At 74.9% G+C, this 19,857-nt stretch carries 20 protein-coding genes; 11 read left to right on the top strand and 9 right to left on the bottom strand.

Translation table 11 applies throughout. The features are described 5' to 3' along the window. Positions 1-12 precede the first annotated feature (12 nt). Positions 13-606 carry a flavin reductase family protein gene (locus ACIQD7_RS10930; protein ID WP_402441311.1) on the top strand — a complete coding sequence of 198 codons (594 nt, stop codon included), beginning with the start codon at positions 13-15 and terminating at the stop codon, positions 604-606. A gap of 43 nt (positions 607-649) precedes the next feature. Here ACIQD7_RS10930 and ACIQD7_RS10925 read toward each other — a convergent pair whose 3' ends face one another. Together ACIQD7_RS10925 and ACIQD7_RS10920 are read right to left on the bottom strand one after the other, a co-directional pair. Beyond that, a complete protein-coding gene (locus tag ACIQD7_RS10925) occupies positions 650-1,522 on the bottom strand; it encodes an undecaprenyl-diphosphate phosphatase (protein ID WP_121833487.1) in 873 nt (290 codons plus the stop codon). A gap of 139 nt (positions 1,523-1,661) precedes the next feature. Continuing rightward, entirely contained in the window at positions 1,662-2,417 is a 756-nt protein-coding gene (locus tag ACIQD7_RS10920; protein WP_402441310.1) for a TVP38/TMEM64 family protein, read from the bottom strand. Between the two features lie 96 nt (positions 2,418-2,513). Here ACIQD7_RS10920 and ACIQD7_RS10915 point away from each other — a divergent pair, with 96 nt between their 5' ends. Genes ACIQD7_RS10915 through ACIQD7_RS10905 form a run of 3 tightly spaced genes read left to right on the top strand, consistent with a single transcriptional unit; the run spans position 2,514 to position 5,065 of the window. Beyond that, positions 2,514-3,317, top strand: coding sequence for a DNA alkylation repair protein (locus ACIQD7_RS10915; protein WP_402441309.1), 804 nt, complete (start codon positions 2,514-2,516; stop codon positions 3,315-3,317). Further along, positions 3,314-4,168 (top strand): patatin-like phospholipase family protein, encoded by an 855-nt coding sequence (locus ACIQD7_RS10910; protein WP_402441308.1) that lies wholly within the window; start codon positions 3,314-3,316, stop codon positions 4,166-4,168. The genes ACIQD7_RS10915 and ACIQD7_RS10910 overlap by 4 nt, the downstream gene beginning before the upstream one ends. A gap of 51 nt (positions 4,169-4,219) precedes the next feature. Next, positions 4,220-5,065, top strand: coding sequence for a spermidine synthase (locus ACIQD7_RS10905; RefSeq protein WP_402441307.1), 846 nt, complete (start codon positions 4,220-4,222; stop codon positions 5,063-5,065). On the opposite strand, the gene ACIQD7_RS10900 is transcribed toward ACIQD7_RS10905, so the two are convergent. Both ACIQD7_RS10900 and ACIQD7_RS10895 read right to left on the bottom strand, forming a co-directional pair. Further along, entirely contained in the window at positions 5,027-6,403 is a 1,377-nt protein-coding gene (locus ACIQD7_RS10900; protein ID WP_402441306.1) for an MFS transporter, read from the bottom strand. The genes ACIQD7_RS10905 and ACIQD7_RS10900 overlap by 39 nt on opposite strands. A gap of 259 nt (positions 6,404-6,662) precedes the next feature. Continuing rightward, a complete protein-coding gene (locus ACIQD7_RS10895; RefSeq protein ID WP_402441305.1) occupies positions 6,663-7,838 on the bottom strand; it encodes a hypothetical protein in 1,176 nt (391 codons plus the stop codon). 133 nt (positions 7,839-7,971) lie between these two features. Between ACIQD7_RS10895 and ACIQD7_RS10890 the strand changes: the two genes are divergently transcribed. Beyond that, on the top strand, positions 7,972-8,409 hold the full coding sequence (locus ACIQD7_RS10890) for a DUF4442 domain-containing protein (RefSeq protein ID WP_030214413.1): 438 nt from the start codon (positions 7,972-7,974) through the stop codon (positions 8,407-8,409). Positions 8,410-8,642: 233 nt separating this feature from the next. Further along, positions 8,643-9,311, top strand: a complete 669-nt coding sequence (locus ACIQD7_RS10885) for a DedA family protein (RefSeq protein ID WP_402441304.1) — start codon at positions 8,643-8,645, stop codon at positions 9,309-9,311. Between the two features lie 67 nt (positions 9,312-9,378). Here the strand turns inward: ACIQD7_RS10885 and ACIQD7_RS10880 are convergent, their stop codons facing one another. Next, positions 9,379-9,906, bottom strand: a complete 528-nt coding sequence (locus ACIQD7_RS10880) for a gamma carbonic anhydrase family protein (RefSeq protein WP_402441303.1) — start codon at positions 9,904-9,906, stop codon at positions 9,379-9,381. A gap of 135 nt (positions 9,907-10,041) precedes the next feature. Here ACIQD7_RS10880 and ACIQD7_RS10875 point away from each other — a divergent pair, with 135 nt between their 5' ends. After that, complete coding sequence (locus ACIQD7_RS10875; protein ID WP_402441302.1) at positions 10,042-10,800, top strand: acyltransferase; 759 nt, start codon at positions 10,042-10,044, stop codon at positions 10,798-10,800. A gap of 170 nt (positions 10,801-10,970) precedes the next feature. Beyond that, on the top strand, positions 10,971-11,534 hold the full coding sequence (locus tag ACIQD7_RS10870) for a YbaK/EbsC family protein (protein WP_402441301.1): 564 nt from the start codon (positions 10,971-10,973) through the stop codon (positions 11,532-11,534). A gap of 5 nt (positions 11,535-11,539) precedes the next feature. Here the strand turns inward: ACIQD7_RS10870 and ACIQD7_RS10865 are convergent, their stop codons facing one another. Next, positions 11,540-11,983 (bottom strand): CoA-binding protein, encoded by a 444-nt coding sequence (locus tag ACIQD7_RS10865; protein ID WP_161372348.1) that lies wholly within the window; start codon positions 11,981-11,983, stop codon positions 11,540-11,542. Between the two features lie 125 nt (positions 11,984-12,108). Between ACIQD7_RS10865 and ACIQD7_RS10860 the strand changes: the two genes are divergently transcribed. From ACIQD7_RS10860 to ACIQD7_RS10850, 3 genes are all read left to right on the top strand, one after another. After that, complete coding sequence (locus tag ACIQD7_RS10860) at positions 12,109-12,735, top strand: YigZ family protein (RefSeq protein WP_161372349.1); 627 nt, start codon at positions 12,109-12,111, stop codon at positions 12,733-12,735. A gap of 115 nt (positions 12,736-12,850) precedes the next feature. Then, positions 12,851-14,029: an exonuclease SbcCD subunit D gene (locus ACIQD7_RS10855; protein ID WP_402441300.1), complete on the top strand. Its 1,179-nt coding sequence runs from the start codon at positions 12,851-12,853 to the stop codon at positions 14,027-14,029. Next, the gene (locus tag ACIQD7_RS10850) at positions 14,026-17,070 is read left to right on the top strand and encodes an AAA family ATPase (RefSeq protein WP_402441299.1); all 3,045 of its coding nucleotides are present in this window, start codon (positions 14,026-14,028) and stop codon (positions 17,068-17,070) included. Before ACIQD7_RS10855 ends, ACIQD7_RS10850 begins: the two co-directional genes overlap by 4 nt. On the opposite strand, the gene ACIQD7_RS10845 is transcribed toward ACIQD7_RS10850, so the two are convergent. The 3 genes from ACIQD7_RS10845 to ACIQD7_RS10835 all read right to left on the bottom strand — a co-directional run bounded on the left by ACIQD7_RS10845 (position 17,060) and on the right by ACIQD7_RS10835 (position 19,835). Next, positions 17,060-17,518 carry an Lrp/AsnC family transcriptional regulator gene (locus tag ACIQD7_RS10845; RefSeq protein ID WP_383402937.1) on the bottom strand — a complete coding sequence of 153 codons (459 nt, stop codon included), beginning with the start codon at positions 17,516-17,518 and terminating at the stop codon, positions 17,060-17,062. The genes ACIQD7_RS10850 and ACIQD7_RS10845 overlap by 11 nt on opposite strands. Before the next feature lie 66 nt (positions 17,519-17,584). Further along, positions 17,585-19,288 (bottom strand): DUF885 domain-containing protein, encoded by a 1,704-nt coding sequence (locus tag ACIQD7_RS10840; RefSeq protein ID WP_202527687.1) that lies wholly within the window; start codon positions 19,286-19,288, stop codon positions 17,585-17,587. A 49-nt stretch (positions 19,289-19,337) separates the two neighbouring features. Continuing rightward, a complete protein-coding gene (locus ACIQD7_RS10835) occupies positions 19,338-19,835 on the bottom strand; it encodes an Lrp/AsnC family transcriptional regulator (RefSeq protein WP_053649087.1) in 498 nt (165 codons plus the stop codon). Between the last annotated feature and the right edge of the window lie 22 nt (positions 19,836-19,857).

Here is a 19,857-nt window from a genome sequence, read left to right as displayed (position 1 = left end):
ATACTGTCCGACATGCGCGTGAACGTGGATCCCGAGTCGACCGACGGCACCTCCTTCTACCGGCTGCTCACCGCCACCGTGGTGCCCCGGCCGATCGCCTGGGTCTCCACGAGGTCGGCCGACGGGACGGACAACCTCGCCCCGCACTCGTTCTTCACGATCGCGGCGGTCACGCCGCCGGTCGTGCAGTTCACCTCGGTCGGACGCAAGGACTCGCTGCGGAACGTCGAGGAGACGGGGGAGTTCGTGGTCAACCTCGCCCCCGAGCCCCTCTTCGACCGGATCAACGCGACCGCGACGGACTTCCCGCGCGGCGTGAGCGAGTTCGACGCGTGCGGCATCGAACGCGAGCCGAGCCTGCGGGTGAAGCCGCCCAGGGTGGCGCTGTCCCCCGTGGCACTCGAATGCGAACTGCACAGCACCCTGCGGATCGGCGACTCCACGGTGGTCTTCGGCCGCGTCGTCCACGCGGCCGTCACCGACTCGGTCCTCGTGGACGGCCACCCCGAGACCCCCCTGATGCGCCCCCTGTCCCGGCTCGGCAAGAACGAGTGGGGCACCCTGGGCGGCATCGAGGAGATGGCCCGGGTGCCCTACCGGTCCTGAGGACCGGTCCCGAAGGCGGTGTTCGAAGGCCGCTCCCGGGGCGTCAGCCGGCCGACTCGCCCGCGTGCGGGCTCAGGACGTCCGTGCCGACCAGGACGAAGAGCAGGATGCCGAGCAGGATGCGGTAGATCACGAAGGGCATGAAGCTCTTGGTGGTGATGAAGCGCATGAACCAGGCGATGACGGCGTATCCCACCACGAAGGCGACGATCGTCGCGAAGATCGTCGGGCCCCAGGAGACGTGTCCCTCGCCCGCGTCCTTCAGTTCGTACGCGCCCGAGGCGAGGACCGCCGGGATCGCGAGGAGGAAGGAGTAGCGGGCCGCCGACTCGCGGGTGTAGCCCATGAGCAGGCCGCCGGAGATCGTCGCGCCCGAGCGCGAGACGCCGGGGATCAGGGCCATCGCCTGGCAGACGCCGTAGATCAGGCCGTCCCGGACGCCGAGGTCCTTGAGGGTCTTGCGCTCGCGGATCGCCCGGTGGCGGCCGCCGATCTCGTCCCGGGCGGCCAGCCGGTCCGCGACGCCGAGCACGACGCCCATGACGATCAGGGTGGTGGCGATGAGCCGCAGGTCCCGGAAGGGGCCCTCGATCTGGTCCTTGAGCGTGATGCCGAGGACGCCGATCGGGATCGAGCCGACGATCACCAGCCAGCCCATCTGGGCGTCGTGGTCGGACCGCATCGCCTTGTCGGTGAGGGAACGGAACCAGGCCGAGACGATCCGCGCGATGTCCTTGCGGAAGTAGATCAGGACCGCCGTCTCCGTACCGATCTGGGTGATCGCGGTGAACGCCGCCCCCGGGTCGTGCCAGCCCGCGAACGCCGCCGTGAGGCGCAGGTGCGCGCTGGAGGAGATGGGGAGGAACTCCGTCAGCCCCTGGACGAGTCCCAGGATGAACGATTCGAACCAACTCATGGGGCCAGGGCCGTCCCGTTTTGTACGTGTGTGGTCAGAAGGTCGTGCGCAGCGTACCGCTCCGAGGTGAAGAATCCCCCGACGGAGCATGTACGCGAAGTAGCGCCCGCCCCACGCGCCGGGACGTCGTCGGCGGGCCTCAGCGGGCGCTGCCCGCCAGCTCCGGTTCGGGCGTGTCGTCCCGTACGGGGGCCGGGGCCCGCAGGCCGTGCCGCTTGCGCCAGGCCACCACCGCGGCGCCGAGCCCCGACAGGACGATGAAGCCCGCCGAGAAGAGGAAGGCCGGCGAATCCGGCGAACCGGCCTGGGCGCCCGCCACCACGTACGCCGCCGTGTTCGGGACCGTTCCGATCCCGGTCGCCAGGAGGAACGGCACGTACTTCATCCGGGAGACCGCCGCGCAGTAGTTGGCCGCCGCGAACGGCACCCCGGGGAACAGCCGGATCGCCAGCATCGAACGGAACCCGTGCCGGCTCAGCTGCCCGTCCGCCGCCGTCAGCAGACGGCCCCGCAGCAGCGGCCGCAGCGCGTCCTGCCCCAGGTACCGGCCGAGGGTGAACGAGATCCCGGCGCCGAGCACCGTCCCCGCGACCGCCCCCGTCAGACCGGCGGCCGAGCCGAAGAGCGCGCCCGCCGCCAGGTTCAGGACGGGGCGCGGCACGAAGGCCGCCGTGCACACCCCGTACGCCAGGGCGAACAGCAGCACCGCGTCCGCGCCGCTCGTCCGCGGCGGCCAGCCCGAGGCCAGCAGGCGCTGCGGCTCGTAGAGCACCACGAGGGTGGCCGCCGTGAGCAGCAGCAGCGCGAGCAGCGAGAGCCGCGAGCGGGGAGCGAGGAGGGCCCGGGAGCAGCGGACGGCGAGGGAGCCCGGCGGCCGGGGCACGGGAGCGAGCATTCGGGGAGAGTAACGGACCCGGGTGTAGGAGCGCCGTAATGTGCGTCATGTCCGTCCGGGCCGGGTTCCGGAACGCGCCACGACCGAGGAGCCCTCATGACGACCGATCCCGCGCCCGGGGGAGCCCCGGCCGAGAGGCCCCCGGCGACCGGACCCGTGCCCGGCGAAGTCCCCGACAGCGCGCTCGCCGACACCGTCCTCGAACGGCTCGCCGTCGTCTACCCGGCCGCCGGGAACCCCTTCCGGGCGCAGGAGATGGTCGCGTACATGAAGGGCGTCGCACCCTTCCTCGGGGTGCGGACGCCCGAGCGGCGGGCCCTGTCCCGGACCGTCCTCGACGGCACCCCGCGCCCCGACGAGGACGACTGCGCCGCGATCGCCCTGCGCTGCTTCGCGCTGCCCGAGCGCGAGTACCACTACTTCGCCGTCGACTACCTCCGCCGCCACGTGCGGCGCTGCTCCTCCGGCTTCCTGCCCGTCGCCCGCCGCCTCGTCACCACCGTCTCCTGGTGGGACACGGTCGACCACCTCGCCGCCCACGTCGTCGGCGGCCTGGTCGCCGCCGACCCCGCCCTCGCCCCCGAGATGGACGCCTGGATCGAGGACGAGGACCTGTGGGTCGCGCGCACCGCCCTCCTCCACCAGCTCCGCTTCAAGGGGGACACCGACGCGGACCGCCTCTTCGCCCACTGCCTGCGCCGCGCCGACCACCCCGACTTCTTCGTCCGCAAGGCGATCGGCTGGAGCCTGCGCGAGTACGCCAAGACCGCCCCCGCCGAGGTCCGCGCCTTCGTCGCCGCCCACGGGTCCCGGCTCTCCCCGCTCTCCGTGCGGGAGGCCCTCAAGAACCTCACCCCGCCCCCCGGCCTCCCCAACCACCGCGCCAGAATGGGGACATGACACGGGAGACGGAGAAGCGGACGGCACTGGTACTGGGCGCGGGCGGCATGGTCGGGGCCGCCTGGGAGACCGGAGTGCTACGGGGACTCCTCGACGCCGGGCTCGACGTGACCGGGGCCGACCTCGTCGTCGGCAGCTCCGCCGGCGCGGTCGTCGGGGCACGGCTCGGCGCGCTCGGCCCCGACGCGCTGTACGAGCGGGAGCTCGGCGACGAGGACGCGGAACCGGCCGCGCGGCTCGGCGTCCCCGTCCTCCTCCGGTACGCCGTCGCCGTCCTGCGGTCCCGCACCCCGGAGGAGTACGGACGCAGGCTCGGCCGGATGGCCCTCGGGGCCCGCACGGCGGACGGGGCGGCCCGCCGCGAGACCGTGGTCCGGCGGCTCGGACCGGCCACGGAGTGGCCCGGCCGCCCGCTGCTCGTCACCGCCGTCGACGCCGCCACCGGCGAGCTCGTCGCGTACGGCGCCGACGCGGGCGTCCCCCTGGCCGACGCCGTCACCGCGAGCTGCGCCGTCCCCGGCCTCCAGCCCCCGGCCACCGTCGGCGGGCGCCGTCTGATCGACGGCGGCGTCCACTCCACGGCCAACGCCCACCTCGCCGCCGGGTACGAGAGGGTCGTGGTCGTCGCCCCCGACGGACGCGGCAGCAAGGTGATCCCCTCGCCGGACCGGCAGGGCGCCGACCTCGCCGCCGCGGGGGCCCGCGTCGAGGTGATCACCCCCGACGCCGCGTCCCGCGCGGCCTTCGGGCGCAACGCGCTCGACCCCGCCCACCGGGCCGCCGCGGCCCGCGCCGGACGCGCCCAGGCCGCCCGCCACGCGGAGGCCGTCGCCGCCGTCTGGAACGGCTGACCGCCCCCCCCACGAGTCGGGCGGTCGGCCCCGCCCCCTCACAATGGGAGCGTGAACGAGCACATCCCCGTCGTCCGCGAGGTCGACCAGGGCACCGCGCGCCTGATGCCCGACGTCGACCGGGAGCGGGCCTGGCTCCTGACGGTCGACGGCGCGCCCCAGTCGTACGTGGACCTGGACGACCCGGCACACCTGGAGTTCGAGTACGCGCGCCGGCTCGCCCACGTCGTCGACGGCGCGGCTGGCGAGGGCGAACCGCTGGACGTCCTGCACCTCGGCGGCGGGGCGCTCTCCCTGCCCCGGTACGTGGCCGTCACCCGGCCCGGCTCGCGCCAGGACGTCGTGGAGGCGGACCGCGGTCTGCTCGCCCTGGTCACGGAGCACCTGCCGCTGCCCGGGGGCTCCGGGATCGCCGTGCACGGCGCGGACGCCCGGCGCTGGCTGGAGGCGGCCCCCGCCGCCTCGGCCGACCTGATCGTCGGCGACGTCTTCGGCGGCTCGCGCGTGCCCGCCCACCTGACCTCCGTCGAGTACGCGCGCGAGGTCGGGCGCGTCCTGCGGCCCGGCGGCGTCTACGCGGCCAACCTGGCCGACGGCGCCCCCTTCGCCTTCCTCCGCTCCCAGCTCGCCACCTTCGCCACCGTCTTCCCCGAGCTCGCGCTCGTCGCCGAACCGGGGGTCCTGCGCGGCCGCCGCTTCGGGAACGCCGTCCTGGTCGCCTCCGCCCGCGCGCTCGACACCGCCCGCCTCGCGCGCCGGGCCGCGGCGGACGCGTTCCCCGCGCGCGTGGAGCACGGGGACGCGCTCGCCCGGTTCACCGGGGGCGCGGAGCCGGTCGGGGACGCCGGGGCCGTACCGTCACCCGTTCCCCCGGACGGGGCTTTCGGCATCGGCTGAGCGGGGGCTCGGGACGGCCGGGAGTTCCTTTCCGGTGGGCTCGGCCGGCGCGTGCGGGCGCCGGGTCAGGTTCCGTACGTCCGGGACCAGCAGGACGAGGGCGGTGACGAGCACCATCAGCGCCGCCGCGCCCCACAGCGCCCCGCTCCGGCCGAACGCGCCCTCCGCCGGGCCCGTGAGCGCCGTCGTCAGCGGCAGCAGGGCCGTCGAGCCGAACCAGTCGTAGGCGGAGACCCGGGACAGCTTCTCCTCGGGGATCTCCTGGTGCATCGTCGTCATCCACGAGACGCCGAACACCTCGATCGCCACGCCGCTCACGAACATCGCGGCCGTCAGACCGCCCGCGGGCAGCGGCACCGCGAGCGCCGCCGAGGGCAGCGCGATCGGGAAGACGCACAGCGTCCCGACGAACAGCATCCGGCGCGGTTTCCACCGGGTCATCAGGACGGCGCCCGCGACCGTCCCCGCGCCGAACGCGGCGAGCGCGAAGCCCCAGGGGCGCGCGCCGCCCAGCTCCTCCCGGGCGACCAGCGGCCCGTACACCGCCTCGACCGCGCCGATCAGGCCCACCACCACGGAGAACTGCGCGACGATCGACCACAGCCAGGGGCGGCCGGTGAACTCCTGCCAGCCCTCGCGCAGGTCGGCGAAGAGCCCTCCGCCGGGGGCGCGCTCGGGGACGCCCTTCACGTCGAGGAAGGCGCGCATCCCGCCCGCGACGGCGAAGGCGACGGCGTCGACCGCCAGGACCCAGCCCGGCCCGACGAACGCGACGAGCGCGCCGCCGAGCGCGGCACCGCCGATGGAGGCGCCGTGCATCGCCATCCGGAAGACGGCGAACGCCCGGCTCGCCTGCTCCCCGCTGACGGTGGCCAGGAGCATTCCCTCGGCCGCCGGGTTGAAGAAGGCCTGGCCGGTGCCGCAGAGCGCGGTGAGCACCATCATCTGCCAGATCCGGGCCTCGCCGGAGAGGACGAGGGCGGCGAAGACGGCCTGCGAGACGCAGTTGAGGACGTTGGCGGCGACCATCACCCGGTGCCGGGGCAGCCGGTCGGCGACGGCGCCGCCGATGAGCAGGAAGAGGACGAGCGGCAGGAAGCGCGCCATCGCCACGAGACCCACGTCGCCCGCGTCGCCGCCGGAGTCGAAGACCGCCCAGGTGGTGGCGATCAGGGCGCCGTGCGTGCCGAGGTTGGTCACGACCGTGGCGGCGGTCAGCAGGAGGTAGTTGCGCCCGGCCCACTCGGGCCGGCGGGAGCGGGCCGGAGCGGGGGCGGGGGAGACGGGCGAGGGGGAGACGGGCGAGGGGGAGTCGGGGGAGTCGGCGGGTGATGTCACCCCGGGACTATCCCCGCCACCCACCCGAAGTGCCAAACCGATATCCGGACAGACGGTGGCGCCGGACAGGTCGTGACGCCGGGCAGGTCACGGCGTCGGGCCGGCCGTGGCACCGGACGGGCCGTGCCACCGGCCCGGCGGCCCATCCGTCCGCCGGCCCATCCGTCCGCCGGGCCACCGGGACGCCAGGGCCAACGGGACGGTGGGTCCCGGTGGTCCCGGCGGTCAGAAGGTCCCGGCGGTCAGAAGGTCCCGGTCGTCACGAGTCCTCCGCGAGGCGGACCGTGGAGAGGATCTGCCGGATCGTGGCGTCCGGCAGCTCGTCCGCGACGCCGTCGGCCGCGTTGAGGACCCAGGTCGAGAAGTCGTTCTTCGCGTTCTTGAAGGTGAAGGCGATCGCCTTGCCGTCCGACTCGCACTTGTTGCGCTTCTTGACGCCCGGCGCCGTGGCCGTCGACATGCTGCCGGTGAGACCGGACTTCGTCGTGTACGGCACGGCCTTGGTGATCTTGATGGTCTTCTGCGGCATGTGCTGCGCGTAGCCGCCCCACACCCACGTGCCGGCCTCGTTGTACGCGGCCTCGCCCGTGCTCTTGGCGCCCTGGCCGCCCTTGGTGCCGGCCGACGCCAGGCTCCAGGACTCCTCGCTGCCGTCCTTGTTCGTGTCGTAGGTGCACCACTTGCTCTTGAGGTGCGTGGGCCCCGACATCGTGACGAGCGGGCTGCCGTCGCCCTTCTTCTCGTCCTCCAGGAAGCTGATCGTCCCGGGCTTCGACACGTCCCACTCCGGCGGCACGTCGAAGAGGGTGCCGTACTTCGGGTTGTAGACGACCTTCCAGCCGGGGATCGTCGGCTGCCGCGCGGCGTCGTCGCGCGGGTTGTCGAGCTCGGACGACTGGCTCGGCTCGGGCGCCGGGATCGCCGACGGGTCCGCGGGGGCGGTGGCCGTCGCGGACGGCTTCGGGTCGGCGGCGGCCGGGTCCTTGTCGTCGTTCTTGTTCAGCACCAGGAAGCCGGTGACGCCGGCCGCGACGACCACGGCGGTCGCCGCGACGATCGCCACGGCGGTGTTCTTCTTCTTCCCGCCGACACCGCCGACACCGCCGGGACCGCCCGGCCCGCCCGGCTGCCCCGGCCCCGGGACCGCGTACTGCTGCGGCACGGTCGGCTGCTGGTACGGGTTCGGCTGCCCCGGCTGCGGGCCGTACCCCGGCTGCGGGTACCCCGGCGGGGCCGGCGGCTGCTGTCCGTACCCCGGCTGCGTCGGCGGCTGCTGCGGGTACCCGGGCTGGGCCGGCGGCTGCTGCGGGTACCCGGGCTGGGCCGGCGGCTGCTGGTACGGGTTCGGCTGCTGGTACCCCGGCTGCTGATACGGGTTCTGACTCTGGTCCTGCGGGTTCTGCTCGCCCCCGGGCGGCTGCTGTCCTGGCCACATGGCCAGTAACCATAGAGGTGCGGAGGCCGTCCGACCACGCCCGCCCCCGGTCCCGGGAGACCGCGACGGACGCGCGGGGGATGGCCAAGACATCTACCCGTGAGTAACATCGGGTTCCATGAGCGCAGACCAGATGACCGTCGGCGAGATGCTCGCCGCGACGGTGCCCATGGCCGGGACCCTGAACCTGGAGTTCCTGGAGACCACTGCCGAGCGCGCCGTCGTGCGCCTGCCGGACCAGCCCGCCTACCACAACCACGTCGGCGGCCCGCACGCCGGAGCGATGTTCACCCTCGCCGAGTCCGCCAGCGGCGCCATCGTGCTCGCCGCCTTCGGCGACCAGCTGAGCCGCGCGGTTCCGCTCGCCGTCAAGGCCGAGATCGGCTACAAGAAGCTGGCCATGGGCGTCGTCACGGCCACCGCCACCCTGGGCCGCCCCGCCGCCGAGGTCGTCGCCGAGCTCGACGCCGGACAGCGCCCGGAGTTCCCGGTGCGGATCGACATCACCCGCGAGGACGGCGCCGTGACCGGCGAGATGACCGTCGTCTGGACCCTGCGCCCGAACGCCTGACCCGGCCCGGAACACCGCGCCCCCGCCCCCGTACCCCTTCCGGTGCGGGGGCGGACGCGTTCCCGGCGTCCGCCACGGGGCCGGAGGCGAAGGCCGGCCCCGTCCTCGGCGTCGAGGTCCGCCCTCCCCGACCGGGTAGGCTGCCCCGGCGTGCCCGCCGAGGCGCGCACCGGCGCCGCGCCCCCGACCACGGGCGGGGCGCGACAGGGGAGCCGAAACGGGAGGAAGCCGCGTTGCACGTCCAGGAGTGGCTGGAGACGATCCCCCCGATCGCCGTCTACCTCCTCGTGGGGGTGGTGATCGGCCTCGAAAGCCTGGGCATCCCGCTGCCCGGCGAGATCGTCCTCGTCAGCTCGGCGCTGCTCGCCTCGCAGCACGGCGACATCAATCCGTACGTGCTCGGCGCCTGCGCCACCGCCGGCGCGATCATCGGGGACTCGATCGGCTACGCCATCGGCCGCAAGGGCGGCAGACCCCTGCTCGCCTGGCTGGGGAAGAAGTTCCCGAAGCACTTCAGCGAGGCCAACGTCGGACTCGCGGAGAGCTCCTTCCAGAAGTGGGGCATGTGGGCGGTCTTCTTCGGCCGCTTCGTCGCCCTCCTGCGCATCTTCGCCGGTCCGCTCGCGGGCGTGCTGCACATGCCGTACTGGAAGTTCCTCGTCGCCAACGTCTTCGGCGGCATCCTCTGGGCCGGCGGCACCACGGCCGTCGTCTACTCGGTCGGCGTCGTCGCCGAGGCGTGGCTGAAGCGCTTCTCCTGGCTCGGCCTCGTCCTGGCCGTCCTGATCGGCCTCACCTCGATGCTCGTCATCAAGAACCGCGCCAAGAAGGCGGCCGCCGAGCGGGCCTCCGCCGCCCCTGCCGCCGCCGAGGCGAAGCCGGAGCCGGTCCTGGCGGACTGAGCCCGTCCCGTACGGCGAGGAGGACGGCACCCCGACCGGGGCGCCGCCCTCCGCCTCTTCACGGCGCTCAGTCCGCGAAGGCCTCCGCGTGGCCCTTGGCGAGGTGCAGGTACATCTCGGCGTTGAGCCGGATGCCCGCCCGCTCCTCCTCGGTCAGCGGGCGGCGCACCTTCGCCGGGACGCCCGCGACCAGCGAGCCCGGCGGGACCTCCATGCCCTGCGGGACGAGCGCCTGGGCGGCGACCAGCGACCCGGCGCCGATCCGGGCCCCGTTGAGGACCGTGGCGCCCATGCCGACGAGCACGTCGTCCTCGATGACGCAGCCGTGCACGGTGGCGTTGTGGCCGACGGTCACCCGGTCCCCGATCGAGACGGGGAAGCCGGGGTCGACGTGGACCGTGCAGTTGTCCTGGACGTTGGAGTCCTCGCCGATCTCGATCGGGCCGCAGTCCGCCCGCAGCACCGCGTGGTACCAGACGCTCGCGCGGGCGCCGAGGGTGACCTCGCCGAGGACCACCGAGGTCGGGGCGGTGAAGGCCGTCGGGTCGATCCGCGGCTCCTTGCCGCCCACGCCCTTGATCAACGCCTCTGTCATGGTTCTTCGCTCCTGATCGTCAGCGGTCGTGTCGCGCCCGGGGGTGCCCCCGTGCCGCACCCTATGCCGTGCTCATGACGGACATCACAGCGCACGGCGGTGATCGGGCGCGACGGCGCCGACTACCGTGGCCGGGTGCCCAGGAACAGAAACACGTTCTCGTCCCTCGCCGCCCGGCGGCGCCGGATCGTCGCGCACGCCCTCCAGGGCGCCTGGCGCTGGGTGCAGCAGGCCGGTGCCGTCACCGCCGAGCACCAGGGGCGGCTGCGCTTCCGCCGGCTCGGCGAGGGCACCCGGCTCGCCTTCCCGCAGGGCACGGTCTTCGGCGAGCGGTGGATCGAGATCGGGGCGTGCTGCATCATCGCCGAGCAGGTCACGCTGACGGCCGGGATGCTGCCGGACCTCGACCTCGGCACGGAGACGGTCCTGGCCCTCGGCGACGGGGTCGTCCTCGGCCGGGGTAGCCACGTCATCGCCGACGCGAAGGTGACGATCGGCTCGGACACGTACTGCGGCCCGTACGTCTACATCACCTCGACGAACCACAGCTACGACGACCCGGACGAGCCGGTCGGCCGCCAGTGGCCCCGCTCGGCGCCGGTCTCCATAGGCCCCGGCTGCTGGCTCGGCACCGGCGCGGTGGTCCTGCCCGGCGCGCGCCTCGGCCGGAACGTGGTCGTCGCGGCGGGCGCGGTGGTGCGCGGCGAGGTCCCGGACCACTCGGTCGTGGCCGGCGCCCCGGCGAGGGTGGTCCGCAGCTGGGACCCGGAGAAGGGCTGGCAGCCCCCGCTCCGCACCCCCGCCCCCGTCCCGATCCCGGAGGACGTCACCCCCGAGCAGCTCGCGGCGCTCGCGGCGTGGGAGGTCGAGCAGGCGGGCACGGCGGCGTCCTGACGGACGTACGGCCGGACAGACGCCAGACATCGCACACGCACGCCGCCGCACACGGACAGGCGCCGCAGACATACGCCGCCGCACACGGACAGGCGCCGCACACGCACGCCCCCGCCCGCACTCCGAGACGGCGCCCCGTCCGCCCGGCGCCGGTTGTTAGCGTGGCGGACATGCGCGCACCCATCGGAGACTTCACCGACGCCCGGCCCGCCCCGGACGTCCTCGACCTCCTGACCGGACCCGTCGCCGACGCCGTCCGGGCCTGGACCGGTCCCGTCCCGGCCGACCAGGTGCTGTACGTCGACACCGACCCGGCCATCGCGGACACCGCCGTCTTCGTCGAGCACCACGGCGCCGACCTTCTCGACGCCTCCGCGAACTGCGTGGTCGTGGCGGCCAAGCGGGGCGGCGACACGACCCTCGCCGCCTGCGTCGTCGGCTCCGCCACCCGCGTCGACGTCAACGGGGTGGTGCGCCGTCACCTCGGCGCCCGCAAGGCCTCGTTCGCCCCGATGGACACGGCCACCGGCGAGACCGGCATGGAGTACGGCGGCATCACCCCCGTCGGCCTTCCCGCCGCCTGGCCGCTCCTCGTGGACGCCGCCGTGGTCGACATGCCCTGGGTCCTCGTCGGCAGCGGCCGCCGCCGGGGCAAGCTCATCCTCCCCGGCAAGGCCCTCGGGCAGTTCCCCGGCGCGGTCGTCCTGGAGGGCCTCGGCGTCCCCGCCGCCTGATCCCCTCAGCCCAGGCGCGGAATCTCGATCGCGGGGCAGCGGTCCATCACCATCTCCAGGCCCGCTTCACGCGTCCGCGCGAAGGCGGCCTCGTCGATCACGTCCAGCTGGAACCAGACCGCCTTCGCGCCGATCGCCACCGCCTCGTCGGCGACTCCGCCCGCCAGCTCGCCGTTGACGAACACGTCGACGACGTCGACCGGGAAGGGGACGTCCGCGAGGGACGCGTAGCCCGGCTCGCCGTGGACCGTCTCCGCCTTCGGGTGGACGGGGACGATCCGCTTGCCGAAGCGCTGGAGGACGGCCGCGACCCCGTAGGCCGCCCGCGCCCGGTTGTTCGAGAGGCCGACCACCGCCCAGGTGTCGCCCGCGGACGTCAGGATCCGCCGCACCGCCTCCGCGGCGGAGTACTCGGCGGGGCCGGTGGTGGTCGTGCTGTCGGCGCTCATCGTCTCTGCTGCCTCTCCTCGGCGCGGTCCGTCTCCCGGGAGAACGAGCCGCGCCGACCCCTGATTCCCGCCGCCCCGACCGGCCGCCGGAAAGCGCCGGGCCGCACGGAACGTAGGCTGGCCGGATGCAGGAGCAGTACCGCACCCCGGCCCGCGAGGGCGTGCACGAGACCGAGATCAACCGCTCGCGCTTCCTCTGCGCGCTCGCGCCCGTCGCCGACGAGCGGGAGGCGCAGGAGTTCGTGGCGAGGATCCGCCGCGAACACCCCACGGCGACCCACAACTGCTTCGCGTACGTCATCGGCGCCGACGCCTCCGTGCAGAAGGCCAGCGACGACGGCGAACCGGGCGGCACCGCCGGCGTCCCCATGCTCCAGATGCTGCTGCGCCGCGAGATGCGGTACGTCGTCGCCGTCGTCACCCGCTACTACGGCGGCGTGAAGCTCGGCGCGGGCGGTCTGATCCGCGCGTACGGAGGAGTGGTCGGCGAGGCGCTCGACGCGCTCGGCACCGTGACCCGGCAGCGCTTCCGGCTCGTCACCGTCACCGTCGACCACCAGCGGGCGGGCAAGCTGGAGAACGACCTGCGGGCGACCGGCCGCGCCGTCCGGGACGTGCGGTACGCCGACGCCGTCACGATCGAGATCGGCCTCCCGGACGCTGACGTCACCGCCTTCCGCGCCTGGCTCGCCGACGTCACGGCGGGCACGGCCACGTGCGAACTCGGCGGCGAGGCGTACGGCGACGCGTGACGCACGTCCCGGTGACGGGGCACCGGGACGGCCGCGCCCACGCCCCCGCTCGGGATAGCGTGGTGGACGCACACGGACGGGAACCGGGCGGGACCGGTGGGGGAGGGACGGCGACGTGAGGCTCCTGCACACCTCGGACTGGCACCTCGGCCGGTCCTTCCACCGCGTCGGGCTCCTCGGCGCCCAGGCCGCCTTCCTCGACCACCTCGTGGCCACCGTCCGCGAGCAGCGGGTCGACGCCGTCCTCGTCGCCGGGGACGTCTACGACCGGGCCGTGCCCCCGCTGCCCGCCGTCGAGCTCTTCGACACCGCCCTGCACCGGCTCGCGGAGGCCGGGGTCCCCACCCTCATGATCTCCGGCAACCACGACTCGGCCCGCCGCCTCGGCGTCGGCGCCGGACTCATCGAACGGGCCGGCATCCACCTCCGCACCGACCCCGACGGCATCGGCACCCCCGTCGTCCTCGCCGACGCCCACGGCGACGTCGCCCTCTACGGCCTGCCCTACCTCGAACCCGCCCTCGTCCGCGAGCGGCTCGGCGCCGGGAAGGCCGGCCACGAGGCCGTGCTCGCCGCCGCCATGGACCGGGTCCGCGCCGACCTCGCCGGCCGGCCCGCCGGGACCCGTTCCGTCGTCGTCGCCCACGCCTTCGTCGCCGGCGGCACGGCCAGCGACAGCGAGCGGGACATCACCGTCGGCGGCGTCTCCGCCGTCCCCGCCGGGATCTTCGACGGCGTCGACTACACCGCCCTCGGCCACCTCCACGGCAGCCAGACCCTCACCCCCCGGGTCCGCTACTCCGGCTCCCCCCTCGCGTACTCCTTCTCCGAGGCCGACCACCGCAAGACCATGTGGCTCGTCGACCTCGGCCCGGCGGGCCCCGACGGCGCGGAGCTCGACGCCGAACGCCTCGACTGCCCCGTTCCGCGCCCCCTCGCCCGGCTCCGGGGCCGGCTCGACGACCTCCTCGCGGACCCCGCGCACGCCCGGCACGAAGACTCCTGGGTCGAGGCCACCCTCACCGACCCCGTCCGGCCCGCCGACCCCATGAACCGGCTCGCGGAACGCTTCCCGCACACCCTGAACCTGGTCTTCGACCCCGAGCGGACCGAGGACGACCCCGGCGCCTCCTACGCCCGGCGGCTCCGGGACCGCAGCGACCAGCAGATCGCGGAGGACTTCGTGGCCCACGTGCGCGGCGGCGCGGCACTCGACGGAGCGGAACGGGCCGTCCTGTACGGCGCCTTCGACGACGTACGCGTCGACACGGCCGCGCGCGAGGTGGACCGGTGAGGCTGCACCGCCTGGAGATCACCGCGTTCGGCCCGTTCGGCGCCACCCAGACCGTCGACTTCGACGCCCTGTCCTCCGCCGGGCTGTTCCTGCTCCACGGGCCGACCGGCGCGGGCAAGACCTCCGTCCTCGACGCCGTCTGCTTCGCCCTCTACGGAAGCGTGCCCGGCGTCCGCCAGACCCCCGGCGCCTCCCTGCGCAGCGACCACGCCCCCGTCGGCACGTACACCGAGGTCCTCCTCGAACTGACCGTGGGGGACCGGCGGCTGGAGATCACCCGCCGCCCGGCCCAGCAGCGGCCCAAGAAGCGCGGCGGCGGCTTCACCACCGAGAAGGCCCAGACCTGGCTGCGTGAATACGACCCCGCCACCGGCGCCTGGAACGGACTCAGCCGCTCCCACCAGGAGATCGGCGAGGAGATCACCCAGCTCCTCGGCATGAGCCGCGAGCAGTTCTGCCAAGTCGTCCTCCTGCCGCAGGGCGACTTCGCCCGCTTCCTGCGCGCCGACGCCGAGGCCCGGGGCAAGCTCCTCGGCCGCCTCTTCGACACCCGCCGCTTCGCCGCCGTCGAGGAACGCCTGGCCGACCTGCGGCGGGTGGCCGAACAACGAGTGCGGGAGGGGGACGAGCGGCTGCTCGCCCTCGCCCACCGCATGGCCCAGGCCGCCGGCGGCCTCGACGCGGCCCGCACCCCCGTCGAGGGCCGGCCCGGCGAACCCGGACTCGCCGCGTCCGTCCTCACCTGGGCCGCCGTCGCCCGCACCGAGGCGCGCGAGGCCCTCGACATCGCGGACGCCCGGCTCGCCGCCGCCGAACTCCGGCGGACCGGCGCGCGCGCCGCCCTCGACGCCGAGCGCGACCTCGCCGGCCGCCAGGCCCGCCACACCGACGCCCTCCTGCGCCGCGAGCGGATCGCCGGGCGGGCCCCCGAACGCGACCGCCTCCGGGCCGCCCTCGACCGGAGCCTCCGGGCCGACCGGGTCGCCCCCGCCCTGGCCCTGCGCCGGGACGCCGAACGCGAGCACGCCACCGCCCTGTCCGCCCTCGCCCGCTCCCGCGCCCAACTGCCGCCCGACCTGGCCGACGCCGGGACCGCCCAGCTCTCCGCCCTGGGCGACCGGCTGCGCGAGGAGCTCGGCGGACTCGAAGCGGCCCGCCGCGCCGAGCGCCGCGCCGCCGCCGTCGCCGAGGAACGGGCCGCACTGGCACGGGAGGCGCGCGCCGACGAGGACGTCCTGCGGGACGCGGCCGACTGGCTCGCCGGCTGGGAGCCGCGCCGCGCCCGGCTCACCGGGCACGCCGAGGCCGCCCGGGACGCCGTCGCCCGCACCGAGCACCTCGCCGGACGCCTGGAGCCCGCCCGCCGGAGGCTCGACGCCGCCCGCCGCCGCGACGCCCTCGCCCGGGGCGCCGAAGCCGCCGAGAGCCGCCTCGCACGGGCCCGCGAGCGGCGGAACGACGCCCACGAGACCTGGCTCGACGTCAAGTCCCGCCGCCTGGAGGGCATCGCCGCCGAACTCGCGGAGGCCCTCGACCCGGGCGCCCCCTGCCAGGTCTGCGGCTCCACCGCCCACCCGGCCCCCGCCCGCACCGGCGCGGACCACGTCGACCGCGCCGCCGAGGACGCCGCCTACACGGCCTATACCGACGCGGAGGAGACCCGTACGGCCGTCGAGCGCGAGCTGGCCGTCACCCGCGAGTCCTGGACGGCGGCCCGCGCGGAGGCCCGGACCGGACCCGACGACGACCCGGCCGCCGCCGACCCCACCGTCGAGGAACTGGCCGGTGGGGTCGAGGAGCTGACCCGCCTCCACGCCGACGCCCACGCGCTCGCCGGACAGGCGCACGCCGCCCGCCAGGCGCTCGCGCGGGCCGAGCGGGAGCACGAGGAGCGGGTGGCGGCCCAGCGGGAGGCCGAGCGGCGGGTCGCCGCCCGGACCTCGCGGCGCGAGACGCTGGACCGGGAGCGGGCCGCGCTCGACGAGGAGATCGCCCGGGGACGCGGCGCGTTCGCCACCGTGGCCGAACACGCCGACCGGCTGGAGCGGCGGATCGCCCTCCTCGCCGACGCGGCCGGCACCGTGCGCTCCGCCGAACTCGCCGACCGGCGCCTCAAGGAGGCCGACGCCCTCCTCGCCGACGCCGCCTACAAGGAGGGCTTCGCCACCCCCGACGAGGCCGCCGACGCGTTCCTGGCCGAGCGGGCGCGCCGCGAGCTCCAGGACCGCCTGGACGCCTGGCAGGCCGAGGAGGCCGTCGTCGCGGACCGGCTCGCCGAACCGGCCACCGCGGCCGCCGCCGCGCTCCCGCCCGCCGACCCCGCCGCCGCCGAGGCCGCCCACACGGCGGCCGAACGCGCCCTGCGCGAGGCCGACTCCGCCCTCGCCGCCGCCCGCGAACGGGTCGCGGACCTCGCCGGACTCTCCCGGCGGGCCGCCGCCGAGGTCCACCGCCTGGGGCCGCTCCGCGAGGAGTACGAGCGGGTGGCCCGCCTCGCCGCCCTCACCGCCGGCACCTCCGCCGAGAACGAGCGCCGGATGCGCCTGGAGTCGTACGTCCTGGCCGCCCGGCTCGAACAGGTCGCGGCCGCCGCGACCGCCCGCCTCCTGCGGATGTCCTCGGGCCGCTACACCCTCGTCCACTCCGACGCCCGCTCCGGCGCCAAGCGGGCCGGGCTCGGCCTGCACGTCGTCGACGCCTGGACCGGCAACGAGCGCGACACGGCCACGCTCTCCGGCGGCGAGACCTTCTTCGCCTCCCTGGCCCTCGCCCTCGGCCTCGCCGACGTGGTCACGGACGAGGCGGGCGGCGTCCGGCTCGACACCCTCTTCATCGACGAGGGCTTCGGCAGCCTCGACGAGCAGACCCTCGACGAGGTCCTCGACGTCCTCGACTCGCTGCGCGAGCGGGACCGCAGCGTCGGCATCGTCAGCCACGTCGGCGACCTGCGCCGCCGGATCCCGGCCCAGCTGGAGGTCGTCAAGGCGCGGCACGGCTCGGCGGTGCGGCTGCGCACCGGCGGGGACGCGCTCAGCGGCTGAGGGAACGCCGGGGCAGCGGCGAGGAGTAGACGACGCTGGTCGTCACCGAGCCGAGCCCGGAGATCTTCCCGGTGATCGTCTCCAGGTCCCTCATGGAGCGCGCCGCGACCTTCAGGACGAAGCAGTCGTCCCCGGTGACGTGGTGCGCCTCCAGGACCTCCGGTGTGGTGTCGAGCAGGTCGTGGAACGGCTTGTAGTTGCCGTGCGGATAGCGCAGCCGGACGAAGGCCAGGATGGGGAGCCCGAGCCGGTCCTGGTCGACGAGCGCCGTGTACCCGGTGATCACCCCGGCCTCCTCCAGGCGCCGCACCCGGTCGGTCACCGCGGACGGCGACATCGACACGGCGCGCGCGAGTTCGGCGAAGCTGGCGCGGCCCTCGGACTGGAGGGCCTCGAGGATGCGCCAGTCGGTGGCGTCCGGGGTGTGAGCGGTGTGAGCGGTGGTCATGGGGGAGGGATAGCAGGGGAATCCCCGGCCGATCAAGTGGACGGCCGGGGCTGCCCCGCCCCGCGCTCAGAGCCGTGAGATCTCGTCCACCAGGTCGTCCAGGCCGAGCGGCCCCTGCGAGAGGGCCGCCATGTGCCAGGCCTTCGCGTCGAACGCCTCGCCGTGCGCCGCCCGGGCGTTGGCGCGGCCGATCAGCCAGGCGCGCTCGCCCAGCTTGTAGCCGATCGCCTGGCCCGGCACCGACAGGTAGCGGGTCATCTCGCTCTCCACGAAGGCCGGCGGGCGGCTGCTGTGCAGCTGGAAGAACTCCTGGGCCAGCTCCGGGGTCCACCGCTCGCCCGGCCGGAAGGGGGAGTCCGCCGGGATCTCCAGGCCCAGGTGCATCCCGATGTCCACGATGACCCGGCAGGCGCGCATCATCTGGGCGTCGAGGTAGCCGAGGCGCCGCTCCGCGTCGGGCAGGAAGCCGAGCTCGTCCATCAGGCGCTCCGCGTACAGCGCCCAGCCCTCCATGTTGGCGCTGACCTTGCCGATGGTCGCCTGGTAGCGGGAGAGCCGGTCGGCGACGTGCACCCACTGCGCGGTCTGGAGGTGGTGGCCCGGCACGCCCTCGTGGTACCAGGTCGACACCAGGTCGTACACCGGGAAGCGGGTCGTGCCGTCCACGGGCAGCCAGGTGCGGCCGGGGCGCGAGAAGTCCTCGGACGGGCCGGTGTAGTACGGCGCGGCGGCGCCGCCCGGCGGGGCGATCCGGGACTCCACCCGCCGCACCCGGTCGGCGAGTTCGAAGTGGGTGCCGTCGAGCGCCTCGATGGCCTCGTCCATGAGCCGCTGGAGCCAGGCCCGCACCTCGTCGACGCCCTCGATGTGGGTGCCGTGCTCGTCCAGGTGGGCGAGCGCCTCCCAGGGGTCCGCGCCGGGCAGGATCCGCTCGGCCTCGGTCCGCATCTCGCCCAGGAGCCGGTGGTACTCGGACCAGCCGTACGCGTAGGCCTGGTCGAGGTCCAGGTCGGTGCCGTTGAAGAAGCGGGACCAGCGGCGGTAGCGCTCGCGGCCCACCGTGTCCGGGGCGTCGGCGACGGCCGGGGCGTACACGTCCCGCATCCAGTCCCGCAGCGCGCCCACGGCCGCGGTGGCCTCCCCGCCCGCCGCCGCCAGTTCGCCGCGGAGCCCTTCGGGGAGCGTGCCGGGCCCGGCGGCGGCGAACTCCTCGAACCAGCCGGGCCGTCCGTCCTCCCCGCCCGCCCACTCGGTGAGCTGTCCGACGAAGGTGGCGGTGGGGCGGGGGCCCGCGAACAGCTTGCGCTCCAGGCCCAGGGCGAGCGAGGAGCGGTAGCCTTCCAGGGCGGCCGGCACCGCGCGCAGCCGGGCCGCCACCGCCGTCCAGTCCTCCTCGGTCTCCGTCGGCATCACGGTGAAGGCGATGCGGACGCTGTGCGCGGGCGAGCGCATGTTGCTGACGGTACAGAGGCCCTCCTCGGCCTCGTGCACGGCCAGTTCCGCCGTCAGGCGCTCCCGCAGCAGCCGGGCGCACCGCCGCTCGGCGTCGCTGTCGGCCCCCGGCGTCCGCTCGGCCGCGTCGAGCCGGGCGAGCGTGCGACGGGCGAGGTCGGCCACGGCCCGCTGGCCGGCGGGCGAGAAGTCGGGCAGCAGTCCGGCGCTCTCCCTGACGCCCAGATACGTACCGACGATCGGGTCGAGGGCGATGAGTGCGTCGACGTGGTCGTCGGCGACCTGGCGGGGCAGCGGGCTGCTGGAAATCTCTGGCATGGGGGCCATCCTGGCCTCTCCGGCGGGCCGCCGTCACCCTCGTCAGGGCTCAGACGGCTGACAAGGAGGGGCCCGCCGAAGGGGGCAGGAGCGGCCCGCACTCCCACTGCTGGAAGATCAGCCGGGTCTCCACCCGGGCCACCTCGCGGCGGGAGGTGAACTCGTCCAGGACGAGTCGTTGCAGGTCGGTGGGGTCCGCCACGGCGACGTGCACCAGATAGTCGTCGGGCCCGGTGAGGTGGAACAGCGCCCGGGACTCCGGCAGGGCCCGGATCCGGTCGACGAACGGACCGATCAGTTCCCGCCGGTGCGGGCGGACCTGGACGAGGAGGAGCGCCTCGAGCCCACGGCCGAGTTTGGCCGGATCCAGACGTAGTTGGTGTCCGAGGATCACGCCCGTGCGCCGCAGCCGGGCCACCCGGTCCAGGCAGGTCGAGGGAGCGACGCCGACCTCGGCGGCGAGCTCGCGGTAAGTGGTCCGGGCGTCGTTCTGCAGGAGGCGAAGAATGTGCAGATCGACCGGGTCCAGTACGACGGAATCGGCCATCCGCCGAACGTAGCACGGCGAT

The sequence above is a fragment of the Streptomyces sp. NPDC093071 genome, assembly GCF_044754545.1.
In the GTDB taxonomy this organism is placed as follows: domain Bacteria; phylum Actinomycetota; class Actinomycetes; order Streptomycetales; family Streptomycetaceae; genus Streptomyces.
Note: the sequence above shows the minus strand (reverse complement) of the source record. Positions and strands in the feature narration are given on the sequence as shown.